This window comes from Thermaerobacter litoralis (assembly GCF_054654595.1).
On sequence record NZ_BAAIES010000008.1, the window covers coordinates 151051 to 173230 of the forward strand.

Consider the following 22180-nt stretch of genomic DNA (forward strand, 5'->3'; position numbering starts at 1 on the left):
CGCCGAGCCGGTCGCGGAACAGGCGGTCATGGCGCGTCACCAAAAAGGCCCCGGTGCAAGACCGGGGCGGGACGCGACAGGAGTTGGGGCCGGCCGAGCACGGCACGGCCCGCCACCCTGCCCCCTTCTCCCATCCGGACTGTACCGTCGGCGCCGGGATCTCACCGGCTCCTGCCTTCCGGCGCCCGACCACAGCGGGCACCGGTCGGCTCGCGGGCTCGTCGTGGCCCCAGCGGCCACGCATCACCGCCGGTCGGGAATTGGCCCCCGGGCGCCGGCTTTGGGCCGGCCCCGTGGCCTCACCCTGCCCCGAAGGAGACACGGCTGCGTATGGGGTTTGTGATGCCTTTCACAAATTGATCTCGCCCATTGACTTCGCCAAGGGCGGCGGGGTTCCTGCCGGCGCGTCTCAGCCCGTGGGTCATCGGCTCGTCAACCAGCCGCACGCCGCCTCACTGGCGCCCCCATCCGTCATCCACCGCCCCGGCCCCGTCCCCGGCGATGTCCCGCCGGAACCGGCAGCCCGGGAAGCGGATGAGGGCGGCCGCCTCGTAAGCCCGGCGCCGGGCCTCGGCCAGGGTGGGCCCCAGGGCCGTGACGCCCACCACCCGCCCGCCGGCGGTCACCCAACCTCCCGGCTGGCGGCGGGTGCCCGCGTGGTCGACGAACACGCCCGGCCGGGCGGCGGCCTCCTCCAGGCCCGTGACGGGCAGGCCGTGGGCCGCTTCGTCGGGGTAGCGGGGCGCCGCCAGCACGACGCAGACGGCCGCTTCCGGCCGCCAGGCGGGCTCGGTTGCCGGCAGCCGCCCCGTGGCCACCGCCCAGCAGAGGCCGGCCAGGTCCGTCGCCAGGCGCGGGACGAGGACCTGGGCCTCGGGGTCTCCCCAGCGGCAGTTGAACTCCAGAACCCGGGGCCCCTCCGCCGTCAGCATCAGACCGGCGTAGAGGACCCCGCGGTAGGGATGGCCCTCCGCCGCCAGCCCGGCCACGGCCGGCTCCAGGATCGACCGGCGCACGGCATCCAGCAGGGCCGGCGTCACCTCCGGCACCGGGGAGAAGGCCCCCATGCCGCCGGTGTTGGGGCCCCGGTCGCCGTCCTCCAGGCGCTTGTAGTCCCGGGCCGCGGCCAGCACCTGGACCCGTTCCCCGTCGGTCAAGGCCAGGACCGAGAGCTCCCGGCCCTCCAGCCGCTGCTCGATGACCACCCGCCGGCCGGCGGCCCCCAGGTCGCCCCGGCGCATCAGGCGGCCGACCGCCGCCAGGGCGGCGGCGGTATCGTCGCAGACGAACACGCCCTTGCCCGCCGCCAGGCCGTCGGCCTTGACGACCCACGGGCCCGGGTGACGGCGCAGGAAGTCCTCCGCGGCGGCGGGATCGTCGAAGATGGCGCCGGGGGCGGTGGGGATGCCGTGGCGGGCCATGAAGGCCTTGGCGAAGGCCTTGCTGCCCTCGATGCGGGCGGCGGCCTGGCGGGGACCGAAGACGGCGATGCCCGCCGCCTCCAGCCGGTCGGCCAGTCCGGCCACCAGGGGGGCCTCCGGCCCGACCACCGCCAGGTCCACCCTCCGGTCCACCAGCCGGCGCACCGTACCATCCAGATCCAAGGGGTCGCCGCCCAGGCACTCCACGCCCATGGCGGCCATGCCGTCGTTGCCGGGCAAGGCCAGGACCCGCTCCACCCGCGGGCTGGCCGCCAGGGCCCGGGCCAGGGCGTGCTCGCGCCCGCCGCCCCCGATCACGGCCACGCGCATACCGGCTCCTCCTCCCGGTTCGATCCAGAACGGCCCGTTGGTAACGGGGCGGCACCGCTGGCGGCCGGGCCATCAGTGGCGGAAGTGACGCCGGCCCGTGACGACCATGGCGATCCCGGCCTCGTCGGCCGCGGCGATCACCTCGCCGTCCCGGACCGAGCCGCCGGGCTGGATGATGGCGGCGATACCGGCGGCGGCCGCCCGCTCCACCGAGTCGGGGAAGGGGAAGAACCCGTCCGAGGCCAGCACGGCGCCCCGGGCCCCGGCGCCCGCCAGGGCCAGGGCCTGTTCCACCGCCCGGACGCGGCTGGTCTGGCCGGCGCCGATGCCCAGGGTCCGCCAGCCGCCGCCGGGCTGGGGCGCCGCCACCACGATGGCGTTGGAGCGGCAGGCCTTCACCGCCCGCCAGGCGAAGTCCAGCGCCGCCCACTGGTCTTCGGTGGGCACCGCCCGGGTCACCACCCGCCAGTCCTGGCGAGCCCCGGCGGGCACGGGCGGGTCGAACCGCTGGATCAGCCACAGCTCGCCCAGGCCGCGGACCTCCCAATGGCGGCCGTCCTCGTCCTCCGCCCCGTTCCACCGACCGCCGCCGGCGTCGTTGGCAGCGCCCGTCGGGCCCGGGGGTTCGGGCGCCCCCGGGACCGGCTCCAGAATGCGCAGGTTCTTCCGGCGGGTCAGGGCCTGCAGCGCCTCACCGGTGAAGGCGGGCGCCACCACCACCTCGAGGAAGATCTCCGCCAGCAGGCCGGCGGCCTCCCCGTCCACCGGCCGGTTGAAGGCGACGATGCCGCCGAAGATGGACTCGGGGTCGGCATCCCGGGCCAGCTGGAAGGCGGCGGCCGGCGTGGCGGCGGCGCCGATGCCGCAAGGGGTGGCGTGCTTGACCGCCACCGCCGCCGGGGTCGTGAACTCCTGGACCGCCCGCCAGGCGGCCAGGGCGTCGAGCCAGTTGTTGTAGGACATGGGCTTGCCGCCGTGCTGGACGAACCCGCCCGCCGGCCGTTGGCCCAGGGAGGCCCCACCGGCGGCCAGGCGGTAGAGGGCGGCCGGCTGGTGGGGGTTCTCGCCGTAGCGGAGGACCGCCTCCCGCCGCAGGGTGAGGTGCAGGACGGCGGGCCACGGCCCGGCGCCGGGTTCCTCCCCCGCGGTCCCGGCGGGCCCCTCCGCGGCGGTCTCCGCAGGACCCTCCGCCCCGGCCCCGTCCCCCTCCTCGGCGGCCAGGACCCGGGCGATGACGGCGTCATAGGCGCTGGTGTGGCCAAAGGCTTTGACGGCCAGCTGCCGCCGCAGGGCGGCGGGCAGTTGCCCCTCGGCCTCCAACCGCGCCACCACCGGGCCGTAGTCGGCCGGGTCGACCAGCACGATCACGAAGGGCCAGTTCTTCGCCGCCGCCCGGATCAGGGCGGGCCCGCCGATGTCGATCTCCTCCAGCAGGGCCGGTCCCCTCACCCCCGCGGCCGCTGCCTGGGCGAAGGGATACAGGTTGACCGCGACCAGGTCGATGGGGGCGATGCCGTGGGCCTGGAGGGAGGCCAGGTCGTCCGGCCGGTCGCGGCGGGCCAGGATGCCGCCGTGGATCGCCGGATGGAGGGTCTTGACCCTCCCCTCCAGCAGCTCGGGGAAGCCCGTCACGCGGCTGACGGGGGTGACGGGCAGGCCGGCCTCGGCCAGGAGGCGGGCCGTCCCGCCGGTGGATACCAGCTCCCACCCCAGCCGGTGCAGGGACCGGCCGAGCTCCACGATGCCCGCCTTGTCGGCCACGCTCAAGAGGGCCCGCCGCCGGGCGCCGCCACCGGCGCCAGCACGGGCAAATGCCGCAGGTTCCGTCACGTCGCGTCCACCTCCACGGGGACCTCCCTTGCTCCCGGGACCTCCCTGGCCCGGGTGACCTCCCGCGAGACGCCGCCCCTCAGCCCGCCCGTCCCCCAGTCCCGCCGGTTCCCGGCTCCGCGCCTGCGAGGATCCGGACCCGGCGGCCTTCCACCCGCACCCGCCCCGTCGCCACCAGGCGCACCGCCAGGGGATAGAGCCGGTGCTCGGCGGCCTGGATGCGCCCGTGGAGGCGGGCCGGATCGTCGTCCTCCCGCACGGGCACGGGTGCCTGCAGGAGGATCGGCCCCGTGTCGACGCCCTCGTCGACGAAGTGGACGGTGCAGCCGGTCACCTTGACGCCGTGTTCCAGGGCCTGGCGGGGCGCGTCCTTGCCCGGGAAGGCGGGCAGCAGGGAGGGGTGGACGTTCAGGATCCGGTTCCGGTAGGCCGCCACCACCGCCGGTCCCAGGATGCGCATGAACCCCGCCAGCACCACCAGATCGGGCCGCCAGCGCCCGAGCTCCGCCAGGATCGCCCGGTCCCAGGCGGCCCGGTCCCCCGCGGCGCGGGGCGCTGGCCTGATGGGGGCGGAGAGGGGAGGGCCGGCCGCCGCCCTGGGGTCGCCCTCCGGCGCCGCCCCGCCTTCGCCGGGGCCGTCCGCCGTCCCATCCGGGGACGAACCGGCCGCCGCCGGCTCCGGCCGCACCACCACGGCCGGCTTGCCGGCCCGCTGCGCCCGCCGGAGGGCGCCGGCGCCGGGCCGGTCGGACAGGACGGCCACGATGCGGCCGCCCAGCCACCCTTGCTGTTCCGCGTCCAAGAGGGCCTGCAGGTTCGTCCCCTCCCCCGAGGCCAGGACGACGATCCGGCAGCCGCCCCCCTCTCCGGGGGCGGGGGGACCGGCCGGGCCCGGTTCCGGGTGCAGAGCCGGAAGAGGCTCCCCCGCTCCGGCCGGTCGCGGACCGGGGGCGGCCCCGGCCGCCCAAGCGGACCGGAGGCCGGGGCCGGCGTCGTCCCTGGTCCCGGCCCCGGCCCCTGGGGCCCCGTCCCCGGGTGGCCAGGGGCCTCCGCCGGCGGTGGGGCCCGGGGCCGTCACGGGCAGCCCCCCTGGGGCCGGTTCGTCCCCAGCGGCGGGTCGAACCGGACGGACCGGGGGCCGGCCACCACCCGGCCGATGATGTAGACCTCCTCCCCCAGCGCCTCGGCCGCCGCCCGGGCCGCGGCCGGGGCCTGGGGCGCCGGCACGACCACGGTGAAGCCGATGCCCAGGTTGAAGACCCGCGCCATCTCGTCCCAGGCAACCGGCCCGGCCTGCTGGATCCACCGGAAGAAGGGGGGCACCGGCCAGCGGCCGGGCACCAGCACCGCGCCGCACCCCTCCGGCAAGGTGCGGGGCAGGTTGCCGGGCAGGCCGCCCCCCGTGACATGGGCCATGGCGCGCACGTCAAACTCCGCCAGCAGCCGGCGCACGGCCTTCCCGTAGAGGCGGGTGGGCACCAGGGCGGCCTCGCCCAGGGTGCGGCCGCCACCGGGCAGGGGGTCGTCCCAATGGGCCCCGGCCCGGGCCACCACCCGGCGGATCAGGCTGAAGCCGTTGCTGTGGGGCCCGGAGGAGGGGAGCCCCAGGATCGCGTCGCCGGGTTCCACCCTCCGCCCGTCGACCAGCCGGTCCGCGGCCACCTGGCCCACGGCGAAGCCCGCCAGCTCCAGGCCGCCCGGGGGCAACAGCCCGGGCACCTCCGCCGTCTCGCCCCCCAGCAGGGCGCAGCCCGCCTCCCGGCAGGCGGCGGCCATACCCCGCACCAGCCGCGCCACCCGGTCGGGATCCAGGCGGGCCGTGGCCACGTAGTCCAGGAAGAAGAGGGGTTCGGCGCCGTGGACCCAGAGGTCGTTGACGTTCATGGCCACCAGGTCGCGGCCGATGCCCTCCAGGGCGTCCCCGCCCAGGCCCCAGGCCTCCCATTCCAGGGCCACCGCCAGCTTGGTCCCCACGCCGTCGCAGGTGGCCGCCAGCAACCGGTCCCCGTCCGCTCCCCAGCGGAAGAACCCGGCGAAGGCGCCGAGCCCCCCCACCACCTCGGGCCGGCGGGCCGGGGCCGCCTCCCGGGCGATCCAGTCGACCACCCGCTCCGCCGCCTCCAGATCGACGCCGGCGTCCCGGTAGGTCAGGGGCGGCAGGCTGGTGGGCTCCGGCCGCCCGGCGGCCTCGGGCCGGTTCGTCATGGTCTCTCCCTCCCCCGCGGCTCCGCCGCAACAGGGCCCGCCGCCGGCGCTCCGGGCCGCCGCTCCTTGCCCTCAGGATCCAGGGGGTAGCGGCCGGTGAAGCAGCCCAGGCACAGGGACGCCGCCGGCCGCCCCGTGGCCGCCACCACCTCCTCCAGGGGGAGGAAGGCCAGGGAGTCGGCCCCCAGGGCCCGGCCCAGCTCCTCGGGGGAACGGCCGGCCGCGGGCAGCTCGTCGCGCCGGCCGGTATCGATGCCGAAGGGGCAGGGATGGCGATAGGGGGGCGCCGTGATCCGCAGGTGGACCTCCCGGGCGCCGGCCTGGCGCAAGGCGGCCACCAGCCAGCGGGCGGTGGTGCCGCGGACCAGGGAGTCGTCCACCACCACGACCCGGCGGCCGGCCAGCACCCCCGGCACGGGATGGAGCTTGAGGCGAACCGCCTCGTCCCGGGCGCCCTGCCCGGGCCGGATGAAGGTGCGCCCGACGTACCGGTTCTTCACCAGCCCCAGCTCGTGGGGCAGGCCGGCCTCCTCCGCGTAGCCCGCCGCCGCCGGCAGGCTGGAATCGGGCACGCCCACGACCACGTCGGCGGCCGCGGGGTGCCGGCGGGCCAGCCGCCGGCCCAGCTCCTTGCGCACGGCGTAGACGCTGCGGCCGCCGAAGCAGCTGTCGGGCCGGGCGAAGTAGATGTACTCGAAGACGCAGAAGGCCTCCGCACCGCTCCCCGCACTACCCTCCGCACCGCTCCCCGCCCCGCCCCCGTCCCGGGCGGAGGAACCGGCCCACCCGCCACCGGCGGCGATCCGGCCCACGGCGGGGAGCGCCGCCTCCGCCAGCCACACCCAGTGGCCGGGCGGGACCTCGGCCTCCGCCCGCCCGCCGGCCGTCTCCAGGGCGCAGGTCTCCGAGGCCACCGCCCAGGCGCCGTCGATCCGGCCCAGCACCAGGGGCCGGATCCCCCAGGGATCCCGGGCGGCCAGCAAGCCCCAGGGCGTTAGCACGACCACCGCATAGGCGCCCCTTACGGCAGCCAGGGCCCGGAGCAGCGGCCGGGGCGGCCCCGGCGGCCGCGGCGGCCCCGACCCCTCTGGTCCCCGGTGCCGGGCCGCCCAGGGTTCATCGGACCGCTCCAGCCGCGCCAGCCGCTCCGCCACCCGCCCGATTACCTCCGTGTCGGCGGTGGTGGCCAGTTCGACCCCCCGGCGCGCCAGAAGGCGGCGCCACCGCATGCCGCCCACCAGCTGGCCGTTGTGGGCCAGGGCGAAGGGGCCCAGCCCCGGGCCGCCGGGGAAGAGCAGGGGCTGGGCGTTGCCCGGGCCGGGGTCGCCCGCCGTGGCGTACCGGACGTGGCCGATGGCGGCCTGGGCGCCCGCCGGCAACCCGGGCACCTGGACCGGGTCGGGGAAGACCCGGCTCACCAGCCCCGCGCCCTTGTGGACCACCAGCCGCCCGGCGCCATCCAGGGCCGCCACCCCGGCGCTCTCCTGGCCCCGGTGCTGGAGGGCATACAGAGCCCGGACGGCGCAGGTCACCGCCTGGGGATGCCCCCACAGGCCGAAGACGCCGCACGCCTCCCGCGGGCCAGGGCTCAGCGGTCCGGCCCGTCCGGCGCCGGTGGATCCAGCAGGCATGGCAGCGCCTCCTCCCACAAGGCCCAGAGGGCGCCGGCCGGTTCGTCCAGCCAGAGCCGCCCGTCCCACCAGACCCGCAGCCGCTCCCCCGGGCCGGTCACCCGGCCCAGGGCCCGGCAGGGAACCCCCCGCTCCGCCGCCCGGGCGGCCAGTTCCTCCCAGCCCCCGGGCGCCACGGCCACCAGCACCCGGCTGGGCCCCTCGCCGAAGAACACCGCGTCCCGCCGGGTCCCTAAGGCGCCGCCGCCGTCGGCCTCGGAGGCGGGCAGGGTCACCTCCAGGCCCAGGGCCTGGCCGGCGGGTTCCGCCCCCGGCGCCGCCGGCCCGCCGCGGAACGCCATCTCCGCCAGGGTGACCAGGAGACCCCCACCGCCCACCGGCCGGGCCGCCAGGACCCAGCCGGCCGCCACGGCCTCCTGGAGCAGCGCCAGCAGGCGGCGGTGGGCTTCCCAGTCCACGGCGGGCACCGGGCCGTCCACCCGGCCGTGGCAGCGCTTGAGGTACTCGCTGCCCCCCAGCTGGCCGGCCAGGGGGCCCAGGAGGGCGATGCCGAGCCCCGGCCCGGGGAAGAACCCGGCCGCCCAGCGGCCCGGCGGCGGGATGACCCCGACCACGCCGACCGCCACCGTGGGGTCGATGGCGCGGCCGGCGGTCTCGTTGTAGAGGCTGACGTTGCCGCCCGTCACCGGCAGCTCCAGGGCGCGGCAGGCCTCCGCCAGCCCGTCCACCAGCCCCACCAGCTGCGCGGCCACCGCCGGCCGGCCCGGGTCGCCCAGGTTGAGGCCGTTGGTCAAGCCCAGGGGCCGCGCTCCGGTGCAGGCCACGCGCAGGGCGGCTTCCGCCACCGCCAGGGCCGCCCCCCGCCGCGGGTCTAGCCGGGCCAGGCGGCCCGTCCCCGCCATGGCCACCGCCAGCCGCCGCTGGCTGCCCGGCACCTCCAGCACCGCCGCCGCCCCGGCCCCCGGCCGCAGCCGGGTGCGCCCCCCCACCAGGTGGTCGAACTGGCCGTAGATCCAGGCCTTGGAGGCCAGGGCGGGCGAGCCCAGCAGCCGGCGCAGGGCGGCGGCCACCCCTTCCGGCCCGTCCACATCCGGAAGCCCCGTCCCAGCAGCAGCAGTGGCGCCAGCGGCGGCAGCGACCGCGGCTTTCGCCGGGGCCCCGCCTCCCCGGCCAGGACCGCTGGGGTCGCCGGCACCGCCCTGCTGCCCCGGGCCGGGCTCCGGGCCGGGGCCGCCGGCGCCGGCCCGCCGGGCGATCCCTTCCACCTCGTAGACCGGCGCCTGGCGGGTCAGCAGCGGCAGGGGCAGATCCGCCACCGTCCGCCCCCGGTGCCGGACCTCCAGGCGGCCGTGGTCCACCAGCCGCCCCACCACCCGGGCGGGCAGCCCCCAGCGGCGGGCAACCCGCCGGACGGCCGCCAGGCGGGCCGGTTCGACCACCGCCAGCATGCGCTCCTGGGATTCCGCCAGCAGGATGACCTCGGGCTCCAGGTCCGGCTCCCGGAGGGGAACCCGGTCCAGGTCCAGGCGGGCCCCTGTCCCCGCCCGGGCCGCCAGTTCGGCCGCCGCCGCGCCCAGCCCGCCCGCGCCCAGGTCCTGCAGGGCGGCCACCAGCCCCGCGGCGACCAGCTCCTGGCAAGCCTCGATCAGCACCTTGCCTGCCAGGGGGTCGCCCACCTGGACCGCCGGTCGCCGGGCCAGGGCGTCGCCGTCCAGGCTGGCCGAGGCGAAGGTGGCGCCATGGACCCCGTCGCGGCCCGTGGGCGGCCCGATCAGCACCAGGCGGGCGCCGGTCCCGGCCGCCACACCCCGCAGCAGCCGGCGGGCGGGGGTGAGGCCGACGCAGAGGACATTGACCAGCGGGTTCGTCCGGTATCCCGGCTCGAACAGCACCCGCCCGCCCACCACCGGCACCCCGGTGCAGTTGCCGTAGGCGGCGATGCCCGCCACCACGCCGCGGACCAGCCGCCGGCCGGCCTCGCCGGTGGGGTCCGCGAAGCAGAGGAAGTCCATCAAGGCCACGGGCCGGGCCCCGGCTGCCAGCACGTCGCGCAGGATCCCGCCGACGCCCGTGGCGGCGCCCTGGAAGGGCTCGACGAAGGAGGGGTGATTGTGGGACTCGACCCGAAAGACCACCGCCGTCCCGTCCCCCAGATCGACGGCGCCGGCGTTCTCGCCGGGCCCCAGCAGCACCTGCGGGCCGCCGGTGGGCAACCGGCGCAGGAGGGGGCGGGAGTGCTTGTAGGCGCAGTGCTCGGACCAGAGGACGCCGATGAGCCCCAATTCCACCGCGTTCGGCTCCCGCCCCAAAAGGCGGCAGGCCCGGCGGTACTCGGCGCCGGTCAGGCCCACGGCGTCCCACGGGGCCGGCGCTGGACCGGCGGCGGCCTCGCCTCCCGCCGGTGGGGCCGGCGCCGGACCGGCGGCGACGTCGCCTCCCGCCGGTGGGGCCGGCGGATCCAGGCGGCCACCGCCCTCCGACGGGCTCGGCCTCGCCGCCGGCCCTGCCGGGGCCTCCGGCCCAGGCTCCACCGCCGCCTCCACCCCGGCCTTCCTCACCGCCTCCACCGGCGCCTCAACCGGCCTGGCGCGCACCATCACCCACCCCGCCTCCTGCCGCCGCCCGCCGGCGGCTCGACCACCAGCGTTCCGCAGAGCCGACCCACCGGGCCAGCAGGTCCAGGCCGTCCCAGCCGTCGCCGCCGGCGGTCCCGCCGCCCGGCCCCTCCGCCGGGCGCCGCTCGGGATGGGGCATCAGGCCGACCACGTTCCCCCCGGCGTTGCAGATCCCCGCCACGTTGTCGACGGAACCGTTGGGGTTGGAGCCCGGGACGGCCCGGCCCTCCGCGTCGGTGTAGCGCAGGATCACCCGCGCCCCCGTCCGGGGGCTGAGGGCGCCCCCGGGCCCGTCGCCCACGTAGGCCCCCTCCCCGTGGGCGATCTCCAGGCGGATGACCCGGCCCGGTGCCAGCCCGCCGGTCAGGGCCGAGGGCCCTTCGACCCGAACCCACACCGGCCGGCACTGGAACCGGCCCTGCCGGTTGGGCCGCAGGGCGCCGGGCAACAACCCCGCCTCGCACAAGATCTGAAAGCCGTTGCAGATGCCCAGCACGGGGCCGCCGGCGGCGGCGAAGGACCGCACCGCCTCCATCACCGGCGTGCGGGCCGCCAGGGCCCCGGCCCGCAGGTAGTCGCCGAAGGCGAAGCCGCCCGGCAGCACGACTCCCGCGAAGGACCGCAGGTCGCTGCGCCGGTGGTCGACCACCTCGACCCGCTGCCCGAGGTCGCGGGCCAGCACCGCCGCCACGTCGTGGTCGCAGTTGGAGCCGGGGAACCGGATCACGGCCAGGCGCACGGCGATCCCCCGCCCTCTCGCGGGGCCGGCTCTGCTGGCACGACGGCGGCCGCCGCGGACGGTGACGCAGCCGGCGCCTCCCCCTCCACCCGTACCCGGAAGACCTCCAGCACCGGGTTTGCCAGCAGCTGCTCGGCCATGGACCTGGCCTGTTCCTCCGCCTCGGCGGCGCTGGAAGCCTCAAGGTCGATCTCGACGCGCTTCCCGACCCGCACGGCGGCGACCCGGCGGTACCCCAGCCCCTGCAGGGCCGCCCGCACCGCCTCGCCCTGGGCATCGAGGGCGCCGGGACGCAGGTCCACCTCCACCACCACGCGGAAGAACCGGCGGGCCGCCCCGCCACCCGCCTTCCGGGCGTCGCTCATGCCGTCGCCCCCAGCCGCCGCCAGACCTCGGCGTAGGCACCCGCCACGTCGCCCAGGTCCCGGCGGAAGCGATCCTTGTCGAGGGGCTCGCCCGTCGCCCGGTCCCAGAGGCGGCAGGTGTCGGGCGAGATCTCGTCGGCCAGCAGGAGCTGGCCGGCGGCGCGGCCGAACTCCAGCTTGAAGTCGACCAGGATCAGGTCCCGCTCTGCCAGGTAGGCCCGCAGGGTCCGGTTGACGCCGAGGGCCATGGCTTCCATGCGGTCCAGTTCCTCCGGCGTGGCCAGGCCCAGCAGCCCCACATGGGCCCGGTTGATCAGGGGATCGCCCAGGTCGTCCCGCTTGTAGTAGAGCTCGACGACCGGCTCGTCCAAGACCCGGCCGGCCTCCAGCCCCAGGCGGCGGGCCAGGCTGCCCGCCACCACGTTGCGGACCACCACCTCGATGGGCACGATGTCCACCCTCCGGGCCAGCAGCTCCCGCTCCCCGGCCACCGCCACCAGGTGGGTCGGCACGCCGGCCGCCTCCACGACCCGGAACAGGTGGGCGCTGATCTGGGCGTTGAGCCGGCCCTTGTCGCCGATGGTGCCGCGCTTGCGGCCATCGAAGGCGGTGGCGTCGTCCTTGAAGTAGATGCGGACCAGCCCCGGGTCCGGGGTGGCGTAGACGATCTTGGCCTTCCCCTCGTACAGCCGCTCCCCCCGCGGGGGGATGGTCGCCGCCTCCGGTGCCATGCTGGCTCCCCTCCCTGATCGCCGGCCCGGCCCACCGGCCGCACCGGCTGTCGCTGGCATCCCACGGGGCCGATCCGGACGCGCCCCCGACGCGCCCGGACGCCTTCAGTCGCCCTCTTCCCCATCGCTCCCGCCGGACAGCAGGCCCGCCCGGCGGAAGATGGTGTCCACGTGGCGCAGGTAGGCCTTCGGGTCGAACAGGGCGGCCAGTTCCTCCGGTGTCAGGACCTCCCGCACCCGGGGGTCCTCGGCCACCAGCTGGCGGAAGGGCTTTTGGCCCTGCCAGCCCCGCATGGCCAGCTCCTGGACGATGGCGTAGGCGTCCTCCCGGCTCAGGCCGCGTTCCACCAGGGCCAGGAGCACCCGCTGGGAGTAGATCAGGCCGCCGGTCCGCTCCAGGTTGGCCGCCATGGCCTCGGGGTAGACGTGCAGGTCGCGGACGATCTCGGTCAGCAGGGCCGTCATGTAATCGGCCAGGATCAAGGCGTCGGGCAGGATGATCCGCTCCACCGACGAGTGGGAGATGTCCCGCTCGTGCCAGAGGGCCTGGTTCTCCAGGGCGCTGACCAGATGGCCGCGGATCACCCGGGCCAGGCCCGAGATCCGCTCGCACTTCTCGGGGTTGCGCTTGTGGGGCATGGCGGAGGAGCCCTTCTGGCCCCGCCGGAAGGGCTCTTCCACCTCCCGCACCTCGGTGCGCTGGAGGTGGCGGATCTCCACGGCCATCTTGTCGTAGGTGCCCGCCAGGATCGCCAGGGCCGCCAGGAGCTCGGCGTGGCGGTCGCGGGAGACGATCTGGCTGGAGACCGTCTCCAGCTCCAGGCCCAGGCGGCGGCAGACGTAGGCCTCCACCTCCGGGTCCACGTGGGCGAAGGTGCCCACGGCGCCCGAGATCTTGCCCACCGCCACCGCCTGCCGGGCCCGCCGCAGCCGCTCCAGGTTCCGGCCCAGCTCGGCGTACCACAGGGCCAGCTTCAGGCCGAAGGTCAGCGGCTCGGCGTGGACCCCGTGGGTGCGGCCGATCATCACGGTGTCCTTGTGGCGCCGGGCCTGCTCGGCCACCGCCTCCCGGAGCGCCGCCACCTCCTCCAGCAGCAGGTCGACGGCCTGGGTCAGGTTGACGGCCAGGGCCGTGTCGACCACGTCGGAGGAGGTCAGCCCGTAGTGGATCCAGCGGGCGTCCTCGCCCACCTGCTCCGCCAGGGCGGTGGTGAAGGCGATCACGTCGTGGTGGACCTGGCGCTCGATGGACAGGATGCGCCCCACGTCGATCCGGGCCCGGCGGCGGATGCGGGCCGCCGTGCCCGGGGGCACCACGCCCCGCGCCTCCCACGCCTCCACCACCAGGAGCTCCACCTCGAGCCAGGTGGCGTACTTGTGCTCCAGGGTCCAGAGGCGACCCATGGCGGGGCGCGTGTAGCGCTCGATCATGGGGCCACCGCCTGCCCGCTTCCCTCGCCGGTGGAACCGGCCTCCGCCCCGGCGGCCTCCGGCCCGGCGGCCATCGACCCGGCGGCAGCCGCCGCGGGCCGGGTCCCAGCCAGTTCGTCCTGCAGCCGGCGGTCCGCCTCGTCGACCCGGGCCTGCAGGCGCTGGCGGTAGGCTTCCAGGCGCTGTCCCAGGCCGGGGTCCTGCAGGGCCAGGATGCGGGCCGCCAGCAGGGCGGCGTTGGCGGCCCCGTCCAGGGCGACGGTGGCCACCGGCACGCCCCGCGGCATCTGGGCCGTCGCCAGCAGGGCGTCCAGGCCCCCCGCCGCACCGCCCTTGAGGGGCACGCCGATGACGGGCAGCAGGGTGTGGGCGGCCACCACGCCGGCCAGGTGGGCGGCGCTGCCCGCGGCGGCGATCAGCACCTTCAGCCCCCGCTGGGCGGCGGTGGTGGCGTAGTGGGCCACCCGTTCGGGGGTGCGGTGGGCGGAGGCGACGGTGGCCTCAAAGGGGATCTGGAGCTCCTGAAGGACGGCGAAGGCCTGGCGCAGGGTGGGAAGGTCCGAATCGCTGCCCATGAGGATGCCGACCCTGGGGGCCGACGGATCGGGGGTCGCCGGCGACGCTGCATTGACGGTGGGCGCCGCGGCGGGGCTGGCGGTTGCGCTCACGGGTGCCACCTCCTCGGGTCTTTCCCTTGGTCCAAAGGTCCGGCGGGCGGCCGGCGCGCCCAGCGGGCTCCAGGGCGGCAGCCCCCGGGCGGCGGGCCGCGGTCCCGGGAAGGGGGGAAACGTTCGGAAACCATCCGACATATTATCGGTTCCACTTCGATTTCATTGGGTTAATTTCCGAATGTCAATCCCGATGTTCCGGATTAAACATTCGGATTTCGGCTGCTCCGCCTAGGCCGCGGGGGTCCCCGCCGGGTTCCCACCCGTTGAGGTGCCGTGGCGTCGCACCCGTTTCGGCGTCCTCCCGTCCCCTGCGGCATCGCTCCTCGGCCCGAACCTGTCGGGCCGCGTCTCGGGCCCTCCAGCCGCGTCTCGGCCTCCGCGTCTCGGCCCCTCCAGCTTCGGTCGTCCCGCCCCGTCCCACCCCCCACGGGGCCGCCCCGGGTGGGGCGGGAGAACCCTGCCCGCCCCTGCCGGCCCGCAACCCCGGCACCGGCCCCTCCCCGGCCGCCCAGGGACCCTTTTCGCACCGGATCCTCCGGGACCCCGGCCACCTCAGCCAGGGAGGACCGCCGGCTGCCTGCGGGGAACCCTGGGTCTGGGTGCCGGCCCCCTCCGGGGAAGGCCACCCTGGGGGCCCGGACCCTCACCCAGCGAGAGGAGGCGCCTGCATGCTCGTCGTCATCAACCGCATCTGGCCCGAACCGGGAGGCGAAGCCCGCTTGGAGGAGGCCTTCTCCCGCACACCGGGGATGAAGGACGTCCCCGGCTGCCTGGGCTTCGAGTTCTGGCGCGCCACCGGTAGGGCCGGGGAGGCCGGCCGCGCCGAGTACCTGGTCGTGACCCGCTGGGCCTCCCGCGAGGCCTTCGAAGCCTGGCGCCAGAGCGCCCACTTCCAGCATGCCCACCGCCACAGCGGCGCGTCGGCCGGCGCCCGCAGCGAGCTGGTGATCTACGAGGTCCTGCGCCAGGCCTGAGGCCCAGGGCCAGCCGCGGGGGCACGCCGACCCGGGGGCCAGGGGAGCGGGGAGCGGGGCGCGGCCCGGGGGGCTCAGGGGGCCGCCGGCGGTTGCGGCGCCCGGGAGGGTTCGGGACCGGCCACCGGGTGCACCGGCCGGACCGGCGCGGCGGGCCGGAAGCGTGGCAGGACCCACGCACCAGGCCGGCGGCCCGCCGCTGCCCGGGCCGGTGCCCCATGGGCGCCCCGCCGCTGCCCGGGGCGGCGCCCCGCAGGCGCCCCGCCGGTGTCCGGGGCGGTACCCCGCAGGTGCCCCGCCGCTGCCCGGGCCGGCACCCCATCGGCGCCCCGGCGGTGCCAGGGCCGGCACCCCGTCGGCACCCCATCGGCGCCCCGACGGTGCCAGGGCCGGCACCCCGTCGGCACCCCACCGCTGCCCGGGCCGCCGCCCCGCCGGTGCCCGGGACACCGGCCCGGGATTGACGGCGACGCCGGCCCCTCCCATAATCGGGGTAAGGCGAATATCGAGTAGTCCGATAGGGTTTTGGGAACACGCCGGCCCTGACGGCGCCGCGGAGCCCGCCGCCGCCGGGCCGGCTAGACCCGACGGGCCTCGAGCCGCCACCCCGAGGAGGGACCCACCTTGCGCGACGGGATTCCCGTGCCCCTGGTGCGGGCCAACCAGACCTTCATCATCCTGACCGCCGTCCTCAGCTTCGCCTTCCAGTTCCGGCCGGGCGCCCTGATCGGGCTGGCCGTGCTGCTGTTGCCGCTGCTCTTCGGGCCCCGGGGCCACCTGGTGTTCCACCTGGCCCGGCCCCTTGTGGCCCGCTGGCTGCCCGGCGCGGAGCGGGAGGATGCCCACGTCCAGCGGTTCAACCAGACCCTGGCCGCCCTGTTCTTCGCCATCGGTGCCGCCGGCCTGTACCTCCTGGCGCCTGTGTCGCCCCTGTGGGGCGCCGTGATCGGCTGGGGCGCCCTGCTGGCCGTCGGCACGGTGGCCTTCATCGCCTCCCGCGGCTTCTGCCTGGGCTGCACGATCTACTACCAGCTGCTGCAGCGGGGCTGGATCCGGCGCCCCGGCTCCCACCCGGCCGCCTGATCCGGCACCACCCCGAACCCCTTGACAGGTGGCACGGCGGCGGGCATAGTAATCGGCAAACCGTGGCAGCCCCCTGAAAAGGGCCCTTTGGGCCGGCCATATCGTCGAACGGCGCCGGGAGGACGAGTACCCGGCGGCCCGCCGGCCAGAGAGCGGGACCATGGGCGACCATGGGCTGCGAGTCCCGTCCGGCGGCCCCGCGGGAAGATCCCCTCCCCGGCCGGCCCGCCCCGACGCGGGGCGAGGCCGGCCCGCCGCCGCCCGAACGGGCGGAACCGCCCGGCCACAGGCTGCCGGGCCGGTTCCACCCCAGTAGACGCGGCCGGGTTCTCCCGTTAACGGGACAGGGCATCGCCCCCTGCGTGGCGCGCCGGCTCCGTTCCCGGCGCCCGGCCGCCGCCCCGGCCGGCCGGCGCCCGTTCGTCCCTCTCGCCACCCCCGTTCGGCGGCCCCTCGGGCCGCCGCGTTCCAGCACGCGCCGCCCGCCGCCACGCCGTCGGGCCGTGCCCGGCCGAGTGGGCCGGCGCTTTCGCTGCGCCCCGCGACCCCCAGCCCGGGCGCGGGAGCCGCAGGCGCCGGCCAAGGAGGGTGGTACCGCGGAAGGCAACCACGACGAGCCCCCGTCCCTCGGGACGGGGGCTCTTTGCATCCAGACCCCCCAGGAGGTGATCCCCATGGGCGACGATGCCGTCTTCCCCCGCTCGCCCGTTACCGGCGCATCCGCCCTGGACGGAGGCCGATCCCCCCGGCCCTCGGGCGGCCCCGCAGACGATCCTGGCCGGCCGGGGTCCGGGACCGAATCCCTTGACGTGGTGCTCTACGACACCACCCTCCGCGACGGGACCCAGCGGGCGGGCATCCACCTGACCCTGGCCGACAAGGTGCGGCTGGCCCGCCGCCTGGACGCCTTCGGCATCCCCTACATCGAGGGCGGCTGGCCCGGGTCGAATCCCAAGGACGCCGCCTTCTTCCAGGCGCTGGCCGCCGAGCCCCTGGAGCGGGCGCGGCTGGTCGCCTTCACCAGCACCCGCCGGCCGGGGCTTTCCGTCCGGCGCGACCCTGCCCTGGCGGCGGCCCTGGCGGCCGGGACGCCGGCCGTGTGCGTGGTGGGGAAGGCCTGGGACCGCCACGTCACCGTCGCCCTGGGGACGACCCTGGCCGAGAACCTGGCCATGGTCCGGGAGACGGTGGCGTACCTGGCCGCCCACGGCCGCGAGGTGATCTTCGACGCCGAGCACTTCTTCGACGGCTACGCCGCCAACCCCGACTACGCCCTGGCCGTCCTGGCCGCCGCGGCCGAAGGCGGCGCCCGCTGGATCGTCCTCTGCGACACCAACGGCGGCTCCCTGCCCGAGGCGGTGGCGGCCGCCGTGAGGGCCGCCGCCGCGGCCGTGGAGGTGCCGCTGGGCATCCACTGCCACGACGACGCCGGCCTGGGCGTCGCCAACTCCCTGGCCGCCGTCACCGCCGGCTGCCGCATGGTGCAGGGGACGGTCAACGGTTACGGGGAGCGCTGCGGCAACGCGAACCTGCTCACCATCGCCGCCAACCTGGAGCTGAAGCTGGGGCGGCGGTGCCTGCCCCCCGGCGCCCTGGCCGGGCTCACCGCCCTGAGCCGGTCCACCAGCGAGCTGGCCAACCTGCCCCACCGGGAGGAGGCGCCCTACGTGGGTGCCAACGCCTTCGCCCACAAGGCGGGCATCCACGTCTCGGCCCTGCTCAAGGAGCCGGCCCTGTACGAGCACGTGGACCCCGCCCGGGTGGGCAACCAGCGCCGGGTGCTGGTCTCCGAGCTCAGCGGCCGGGCCAACCTGCGCTACGCCCTGGGCCCCGACCTGGACGAACCGGCCCTCGCCCGCCTGCTGGAGCGCATCAAGGAGCTGGAGCACCAGGGCTACCAGTTCGAAGGCGCCGAGGGCACCCTGGCCCTCCTGGCCTGGGAGGCGCGCCGGGCCGCGGGCCACGGCGGGGGCGGCGGCGATGGCCAGGACACCGGTGACGGCGGTGACCGGGGCCGCGGCGACGGCGACCCTGGCGAGCGTCCCGGTGACGGCGACGGCCGGGGCCGCGGCGACGGCGAGCGACCGGGCGACGGGGCAAAGGGCGGCGGGGATTCCACCACGGCAGCGCCCTTCGTCCTCGAAGCCTACCGGGTGACGGCCATCCACGACCCCGCCGCCGGCTCGCGGGTCGAGGCCACGGTCAAGGTGCGGGTGGGCCGCCGGGTGGTCCACACGGCGGCGGAGGGCAACGGGCCGGTCAACGCCCTGGATGCGGCCCTGCGCAAGGCGCTGGTGGAGGTCTTCCCCGGCCTGGCCCGGGTGCGCCTGGTGGACTACAAGGTCCGGGTGCTGGAGGGCGATGCCGGGACGGGAGCCCGGGTGAGGGTGCTGGTGGAGTGCACCGACGGCTTGGGGCGCTGGGGCACGGTGGGCGTCTCGACGAACATCCTGGACGCCTCCTGCCAGGCGCTGGTCGACGGCCTGCGCTACCACCTGCTGGGCCTGGGCTCTAGCACCCGCCCGGGACGGGACGAACCGGCCCCGGCCGGCCCGCGGCCGCACCCCGGTCCGGCCGCCGTGGGCGGCCCCGGTGCCGCCCGGCCCGCCACCGGGACGGCCGGCGGCCGCTAGCGGCAGCGGGCCGCGCCGGACCGGCGAGGGTCTGTCAGCGATGCCCCTGTCCAAATGTCCAAACACGATGGCGGGCGCCGCCTCAGAGGGTGGCGCCCGCCTCGTCGCAGGAGGCCGGCTGGCCGGCGTCCTCCCGGGTGCGGAAGGACTGGCCGCAGCCGCAGGTGTGGATGGCGTTGGGGTTGTGGATGGCGAAGCCCGAGCCCGAGAGGGATTCCACGTAGTCGATGCGGGCGCCCTTGAGGAACCGGGCGCTCATGGCGTCGAGCACCACGCGCACCCCGTCCTGCTCGATCACGCTGTCGTCGTCGTTCAGGCTGGAGTCCAGGGCCAACCCGTAGTTGAAGCCGCTGCAGCCGCCCGGCTGGACGAAGACCCGCAGCGCCAGGTCGTCCCGCTGGCGCTCGGCCAAGAGCTCCTTGACCTTGGCCACCGCCTCCGGTGTCAAGGTGATCATCGTCTCACCTCCTGCCGGCTCCTTCTCCAACATAGCACAAGGCGGCTGGGCCGGACCCGGCGCCGGTTTGAGGCCACTGGATAGGCGCGGCCCGCCGGGCGCGGCCCGCCGGCCGCGGCCGCGGGGGCCGGGATCCGGCCGCCGGCACGGCCCGGCGCGCCACCAAGGTGACGGGGCAGGGGCGCCCGCGCCGCGGGCGCCCCTGCCCCGGTGCCGCGTTCGTCCCGTACACGGGCTCAGGCGAACTGGGCCTCCAGCGCCTCCAGCTCCGCCGGGTCCAGGGCCAGGGGCTGGTGGGCCAGGCCCTCCTCCGGGAAGCCGGGCAGCTGCTCCTCATAGGTCGGCTTGTCGGTCTCGTAGACGACGCCGATCACCATGCCGCCGGTCTCCATGACCTTGCGCATGGCGGCCGCCCGGTCGTGCCGGTCATAGTCCGGGTCCTCGTCCAGGTTGATCAGCCGCGCCTTGAAGTAGTCGTAGGTGTTCAGCTTGTTGAAGGTCACGCAGGGGCTGAAGACGTTGACCAGCGAGAAGCCCTTGTGCTGGATCGCCTTCTTGAAGACCTCGGCCATGTGGTTGATCTCGCCCGAGAAGGCCTGGGCGACGAAGCCGCAGCCCTGGGCCAGGGCCAGCTCCAGGGGCCGCACCGGCTCCTCCACCGAGCCGTAGGGCGAGGTCTTCGTCTTCATGCCCTTGTCGCTGGTGGGCGCCAGCTGGCCGGTGGTCAGCCCGTAGATGTGGTTGTCCATGACGATGTAGGTCAGGTCCACGTTCCGCCGGATGGCGTGGATCACGTGGCTGAGGCCAATGCCGTAGCCGTCACCGTCGCCGCCGGCGGCGATCACCGTCAGGTCGCGGTTGGCCAGCTTGACGCCCTGGGCGATGGGCAGCGAGCGGCCGTGGATGCCGTGGAAGCCGTAGCCGCCAAAGTACTGGGAGATCTTGCCCGAGCAGCCAATGCCCGAGACGACCACCACGTCTTCCGGCTCTAGCCCCAGGTCCGTCACCGCCCGGGTCAGGGCGTTGAGCACGCCGAAGTCGCCGCAGCCCGGGCACCACGTGGGCCGGGCCGCCCGGAAGTCCGCCACCTTAGCCATGGAGCAACACCTCGCGCGCCCGGGAGTAGATCTCGCTGGCCAGGAAGGGATCGCCGTCGTACTTGGTGCAGCTCTGGAGCTTCTCGTGGAAGCCCACTTCCCGGGCGAGGAATCCGGCCAGCTGGCCGGTGTAGTTGTTCTCCACCACCAGCACCCGCGGCGCCGCCTCCAGGTAGGGGCGCACCTTCGCCCTGGGGAACGGGTAGAGGGCCCGCAGGTGCAGGTGGCCCACCTTGTAGCCGTCGGCCTCCAGCCGCTGGGCGGCCTCCTGGATGCGGCCGATGGTCGAGCCCCAGCCGACCAGCAGCAGGTCGACCTGCCCCGCCGGTTCGTCCCCGTAGTAGTCGACGTACGCGCTCAGATCCAGGTCGTCCAGCTTGCGCATGCGCTTCTTCATCTGGATCTCGCGGGTGGCGGTGTCCTCGATCTCCTCCGTGCCCGCCTCGTCGTGCTCGTTGCCCAGGGCCACGTAGCGGCCGTTGCGCATGCCGGGCAGGCTGCGGGGGGAGATGCCCGACTCGGTCACCAGGTAGCGCTTGTAGGCACCGCGCTCCATGGCGTCGAGCTCCTCCTGGGTGATCAAGGCCCCGCGGTCGATCTGCACCCGGCTGTAATCGAGCCCGTCGATGGACTGGCGGGACATGCCCAGGGACAGGTCGCTCACCAGGTACACCGGGCACTGGTAGCGCTCGGCCAGGTTGAAGGCCTCGATGGCCTGGTAGAAGCAGTCCTCCACCGTGGCCGGGGTCAGGACGATGCGCGGGATCTCGCCGTGGGTGCCGAAGATCAGCTCGTTCAGGTCACTCTGCTCCGTCTTGGTCGGCAGGCCCGTGGACGGGCCGCCCCGCATGACGTCGACGATGACCAGGGGCGTCTCCGACATCCCGGCCAGGCCCACGGCCTCCTGCATCAGGGAGATGCCGGGCCCGGAGGTGGAGGTCATCGCCCGCACGCCGGCGTAGTTGGCGCCGATGGCCATGTTGACCGCGGCGATCTCGTCCTCCGCCTGGACGACCACGCCGCCGTACTTGGGGAAGTTCTTGAGGAACCAGTACATGATCTCGGTGGCCGGCGTGATGGGGTAGGCCGCCAGGAAGCGGCACCCCGCCGCCAGGGCGCCGAAGGCGATGGCCTCGTTGCCCGAGATGAACAGGCGGCGCCGGACCTCAGGCCGCCGCGGCAGGGTGGCCACCTGGCCGATCTCCCGGGCCCCGTACTCGAAGCCCCGGCGCAGGGCCTCCATGTTGAGCTCGACCACCTGGTCGCCCTTGTCGCCGAAGCGGGCCTCGATGGTCGGCCGGAAGTCCTCGACGGGAAGGCCCACCAGGGCGGCGGTGACGCCCACGGCGACCATGTTCTTCATGATCGGGTTGCCCAGTTCCCGGGCGATCCGGCTGAGGGGCACCCCGTAGACCCGCACCTGCCGGCCTTCGGGAATGCGGGCCTTGAAGGTGTCGTCGTGGACGACGACGCCGTCCCGCACCAGCTCGTGGAGGTTGTGGTCGATGGTCTTCTGGTCGAAGGCGATCAGGATGTGCAGCTCGTCGCCATGGTGCCGGATCAGGTGGTCGGCGGCCCGCACCTTGTAGTTGGTGTGACCGCCCTTGATCAAGGACATGAAGTGGCGGTACTGGTAGACGTAATACCCCAGGCGGTTCAGGGTCTGGGAGACGATCTCACCGGTGCTGTCGATCCCCTCGCCCTGCTGGCCGCCCACCTTCCAGTTGAACTCCCCGGTCAAGGTCCTGGGAGCCCCCGTTGCAGGATCGTGCAACTCCTTGGCCACAGCCCTCACCCCTTTGCCTACCCTCATCATACCACCAGTTGGCGACGATTCTAAGGGATCCTGCCGCTGCCATGCATTTCACCCCCGGCCGGCGACCGTTCACCGGCGCGAACGTGCCGCTGGCGGATCGAGCCTCCATCCGGAAGAACCATTTTGTTCCATCAACTGGGGCGGCCGGGGC

17 protein-coding genes are annotated in these 22180 nt (G+C 75.7%); 3 read left to right on the top strand and 14 right to left on the bottom strand.

Annotation, left to right across the window (positions count from 1 at the left end):
• Positions 1-452: 452 nt before the first annotated feature.
• The 11 genes from purD to purE all read right to left on the bottom strand — a co-directional run bounded on the left by purD (position 453) and on the right by purE (position 13966).
• Positions 453-1751 carry a phosphoribosylamine--glycine ligase gene (purD, locus tag ACYQ02_RS05970; RefSeq protein ID WP_460039530.1) on the bottom strand — a complete coding sequence of 433 codons (1299 nt, stop codon included), beginning with the start codon at positions 1749-1751 and terminating at the stop codon, positions 453-455.
• A gap of 72 nt (positions 1752-1823) precedes the next feature.
• Positions 1824-3581: a bifunctional phosphoribosylaminoimidazolecarboxamide formyltransferase/IMP cyclohydrolase gene (purH, locus tag ACYQ02_RS05975; protein ID WP_460039531.1), complete on the bottom strand. Its 1758-nt coding sequence runs from the start codon at positions 3579-3581 to the stop codon at positions 1824-1826.
• 79 nt (positions 3582-3660) lie between these two features.
• Positions 3661-4659 carry a phosphoribosylglycinamide formyltransferase gene (gene purN, locus ACYQ02_RS05980; protein WP_460039532.1) on the bottom strand — a complete coding sequence of 333 codons (999 nt, stop codon included), beginning with the start codon at positions 4657-4659 and terminating at the stop codon, positions 3661-3663.
• Positions 4656-5786, bottom strand: coding sequence for a phosphoribosylformylglycinamidine cyclo-ligase (gene purM, locus ACYQ02_RS05985; protein ID WP_460039533.1), 1131 nt, complete (start codon positions 5784-5786; stop codon positions 4656-4658). Before purM ends, purN begins: the two co-directional genes overlap by 4 nt.
• Positions 5783-7417, bottom strand: coding sequence for an amidophosphoribosyltransferase (locus ACYQ02_RS05990; RefSeq protein ID WP_460039534.1), 1635 nt, complete (start codon positions 7415-7417; stop codon positions 5783-5785). Before ACYQ02_RS05990 ends, purM begins: the two co-directional genes overlap by 4 nt.
• Positions 7375-10014 (bottom strand): phosphoribosylformylglycinamidine synthase subunit PurL, encoded by a 2640-nt coding sequence (gene purL / locus ACYQ02_RS05995; protein WP_460039767.1) that lies wholly within the window; start codon positions 10012-10014, stop codon positions 7375-7377. Before purL ends, ACYQ02_RS05990 begins: the two co-directional genes overlap by 43 nt.
• Entirely contained in the window at positions 9992-10771 is a 780-nt protein-coding gene (purQ, locus tag ACYQ02_RS06000; RefSeq protein ID WP_460039535.1) for a phosphoribosylformylglycinamidine synthase I, read from the bottom strand. The genes purL and purQ overlap by 23 nt, the downstream gene beginning before the upstream one ends.
• Complete coding sequence (gene purS / locus ACYQ02_RS06005) at positions 10756-11136, bottom strand: phosphoribosylformylglycinamidine synthase subunit PurS (protein WP_460039536.1); 381 nt, start codon at positions 11134-11136, stop codon at positions 10756-10758. Before purS ends, purQ begins: the two co-directional genes overlap by 16 nt.
• Positions 11133-11867, bottom strand: coding sequence for a phosphoribosylaminoimidazolesuccinocarboxamide synthase (gene purC / locus ACYQ02_RS06010; RefSeq protein WP_460039537.1), 735 nt, complete (start codon positions 11865-11867; stop codon positions 11133-11135). Before purC ends, purS begins: the two co-directional genes overlap by 4 nt.
• Positions 11868-11972: 105 nt before the next feature.
• On the bottom strand, positions 11973-13298 hold the full coding sequence (gene purB, locus ACYQ02_RS06015; protein WP_460039538.1) for an adenylosuccinate lyase: 1326 nt from the start codon (positions 13296-13298) through the stop codon (positions 11973-11975).
• Positions 13295-13966, bottom strand: a complete 672-nt coding sequence (gene purE, locus ACYQ02_RS06020) for a 5-(carboxyamino)imidazole ribonucleotide mutase (RefSeq protein ID WP_460039539.1) — start codon at positions 13964-13966, stop codon at positions 13295-13297. Before purE ends, purB begins: the two co-directional genes overlap by 4 nt.
• 671 nt (positions 13967-14637) lie before the next feature.
• Between purE and ACYQ02_RS06025 the strand changes: the two genes are divergently transcribed.
• The 3 genes from ACYQ02_RS06025 (at position 14638) to cimA (ending at position 18659) form a co-directional block, all read left to right on the top strand.
• Positions 14638-14943, top strand: coding sequence for an antibiotic biosynthesis monooxygenase family protein (locus ACYQ02_RS06025; protein WP_460039540.1), 306 nt, complete (start codon positions 14638-14640; stop codon positions 14941-14943).
• A 624-nt stretch (positions 14944-15567) separates the two neighbouring features.
• On the top strand, positions 15568-16026 hold the full coding sequence (locus ACYQ02_RS06030; protein WP_460039541.1) for a DUF4395 domain-containing protein: 459 nt from the start codon (positions 15568-15570) through the stop codon (positions 16024-16026).
• Positions 16027-16700: 674 nt separating this feature from the next.
• Positions 16701-18659 carry a citramalate synthase gene (gene cimA, locus ACYQ02_RS06035; RefSeq protein ID WP_460039542.1) on the top strand — a complete coding sequence of 653 codons (1959 nt, stop codon included), beginning with the start codon at positions 16701-16703 and terminating at the stop codon, positions 18657-18659.
• 82 nt (positions 18660-18741) lie between these two features.
• Here the strand turns inward: cimA and erpA are convergent, their stop codons facing one another.
• The 3 genes from erpA to ACYQ02_RS06050 form a co-directional block, all read right to left on the bottom strand.
• On the bottom strand, positions 18742-19116 hold the full coding sequence (erpA, locus tag ACYQ02_RS06040) for an iron-sulfur cluster insertion protein ErpA (protein ID WP_460039543.1): 375 nt from the start codon (positions 19114-19116) through the stop codon (positions 18742-18744).
• A gap of 236 nt (positions 19117-19352) precedes the next feature.
• Positions 19353-20213: a 2-oxoacid:ferredoxin oxidoreductase subunit beta gene (locus ACYQ02_RS06045; protein WP_460039544.1), complete on the bottom strand. Its 861-nt coding sequence runs from the start codon at positions 20211-20213 to the stop codon at positions 19353-19355.
• Positions 20206-21999 carry a 2-oxoacid:acceptor oxidoreductase subunit alpha gene (locus tag ACYQ02_RS06050; protein ID WP_460039545.1) on the bottom strand — a complete coding sequence of 598 codons (1794 nt, stop codon included), beginning with the start codon at positions 21997-21999 and terminating at the stop codon, positions 20206-20208. Before ACYQ02_RS06050 ends, ACYQ02_RS06045 begins: the two co-directional genes overlap by 8 nt.
• Between the last annotated feature and the right edge of the window lie 181 nt (positions 22000-22180).

Coding starts and splice junctions, on each gene's coding strand:
- purD (WP_460039530.1), bottom strand. CDS start 1,751: ATGCGCGTGGCCGTGATCGGGGGCGGCGGGCGCGAGCACGCCCTGGCC.
- purM (WP_460039533.1), bottom strand. CDS start 5,786: ATGACGAACCGGCCCGAGGCCGCCGGGCGGCCGGAGCCCACCAGCCTG.
- ACYQ02_RS05990 (WP_460039534.1), bottom strand. CDS start 7,417: ATGCCTGCTGGATCCACCGGCGCCGGACGGGCCGGACCGCTGAGCCCT.
- purL (WP_460039767.1), bottom strand. CDS start 10,014: ATGGTGCGCGCCAGGCCGGTTGAGGCGCCGGTGGAGGCGGTGAGGAAG.
- purS (WP_460039536.1), bottom strand. CDS start 11,136: ATGAGCGACGCCCGGAAGGCGGGTGGCGGGGCGGCCCGCCGGTTCTTC.
- purC (WP_460039537.1), bottom strand. CDS start 11,867: ATGGCACCGGAGGCGGCGACCATCCCCCCGCGGGGGGAGCGGCTGTAC.
- purB (WP_460039538.1), bottom strand. CDS start 13,298: ATGATCGAGCGCTACACGCGCCCCGCCATGGGTCGCCTCTGGACCCTG.
- ACYQ02_RS06025 (WP_460039540.1), top strand. CDS start 14,638: ATGCTCGTCGTCATCAACCGCATCTGGCCCGAACCGGGAGGCGAAGCC.
- cimA (WP_460039542.1), top strand. CDS start 16,701: ATGGGCGACGATGCCGTCTTCCCCCGCTCGCCCGTTACCGGCGCATCC.
- erpA (WP_460039543.1), bottom strand. CDS start 19,116: ATGATCACCTTGACACCGGAGGCGGTGGCCAAGGTCAAGGAGCTCTTG.
- ACYQ02_RS06045 (WP_460039544.1), bottom strand. CDS start 20,213: ATGGCTAAGGTGGCGGACTTCCGGGCGGCCCGGCCCACGTGGTGCCCG.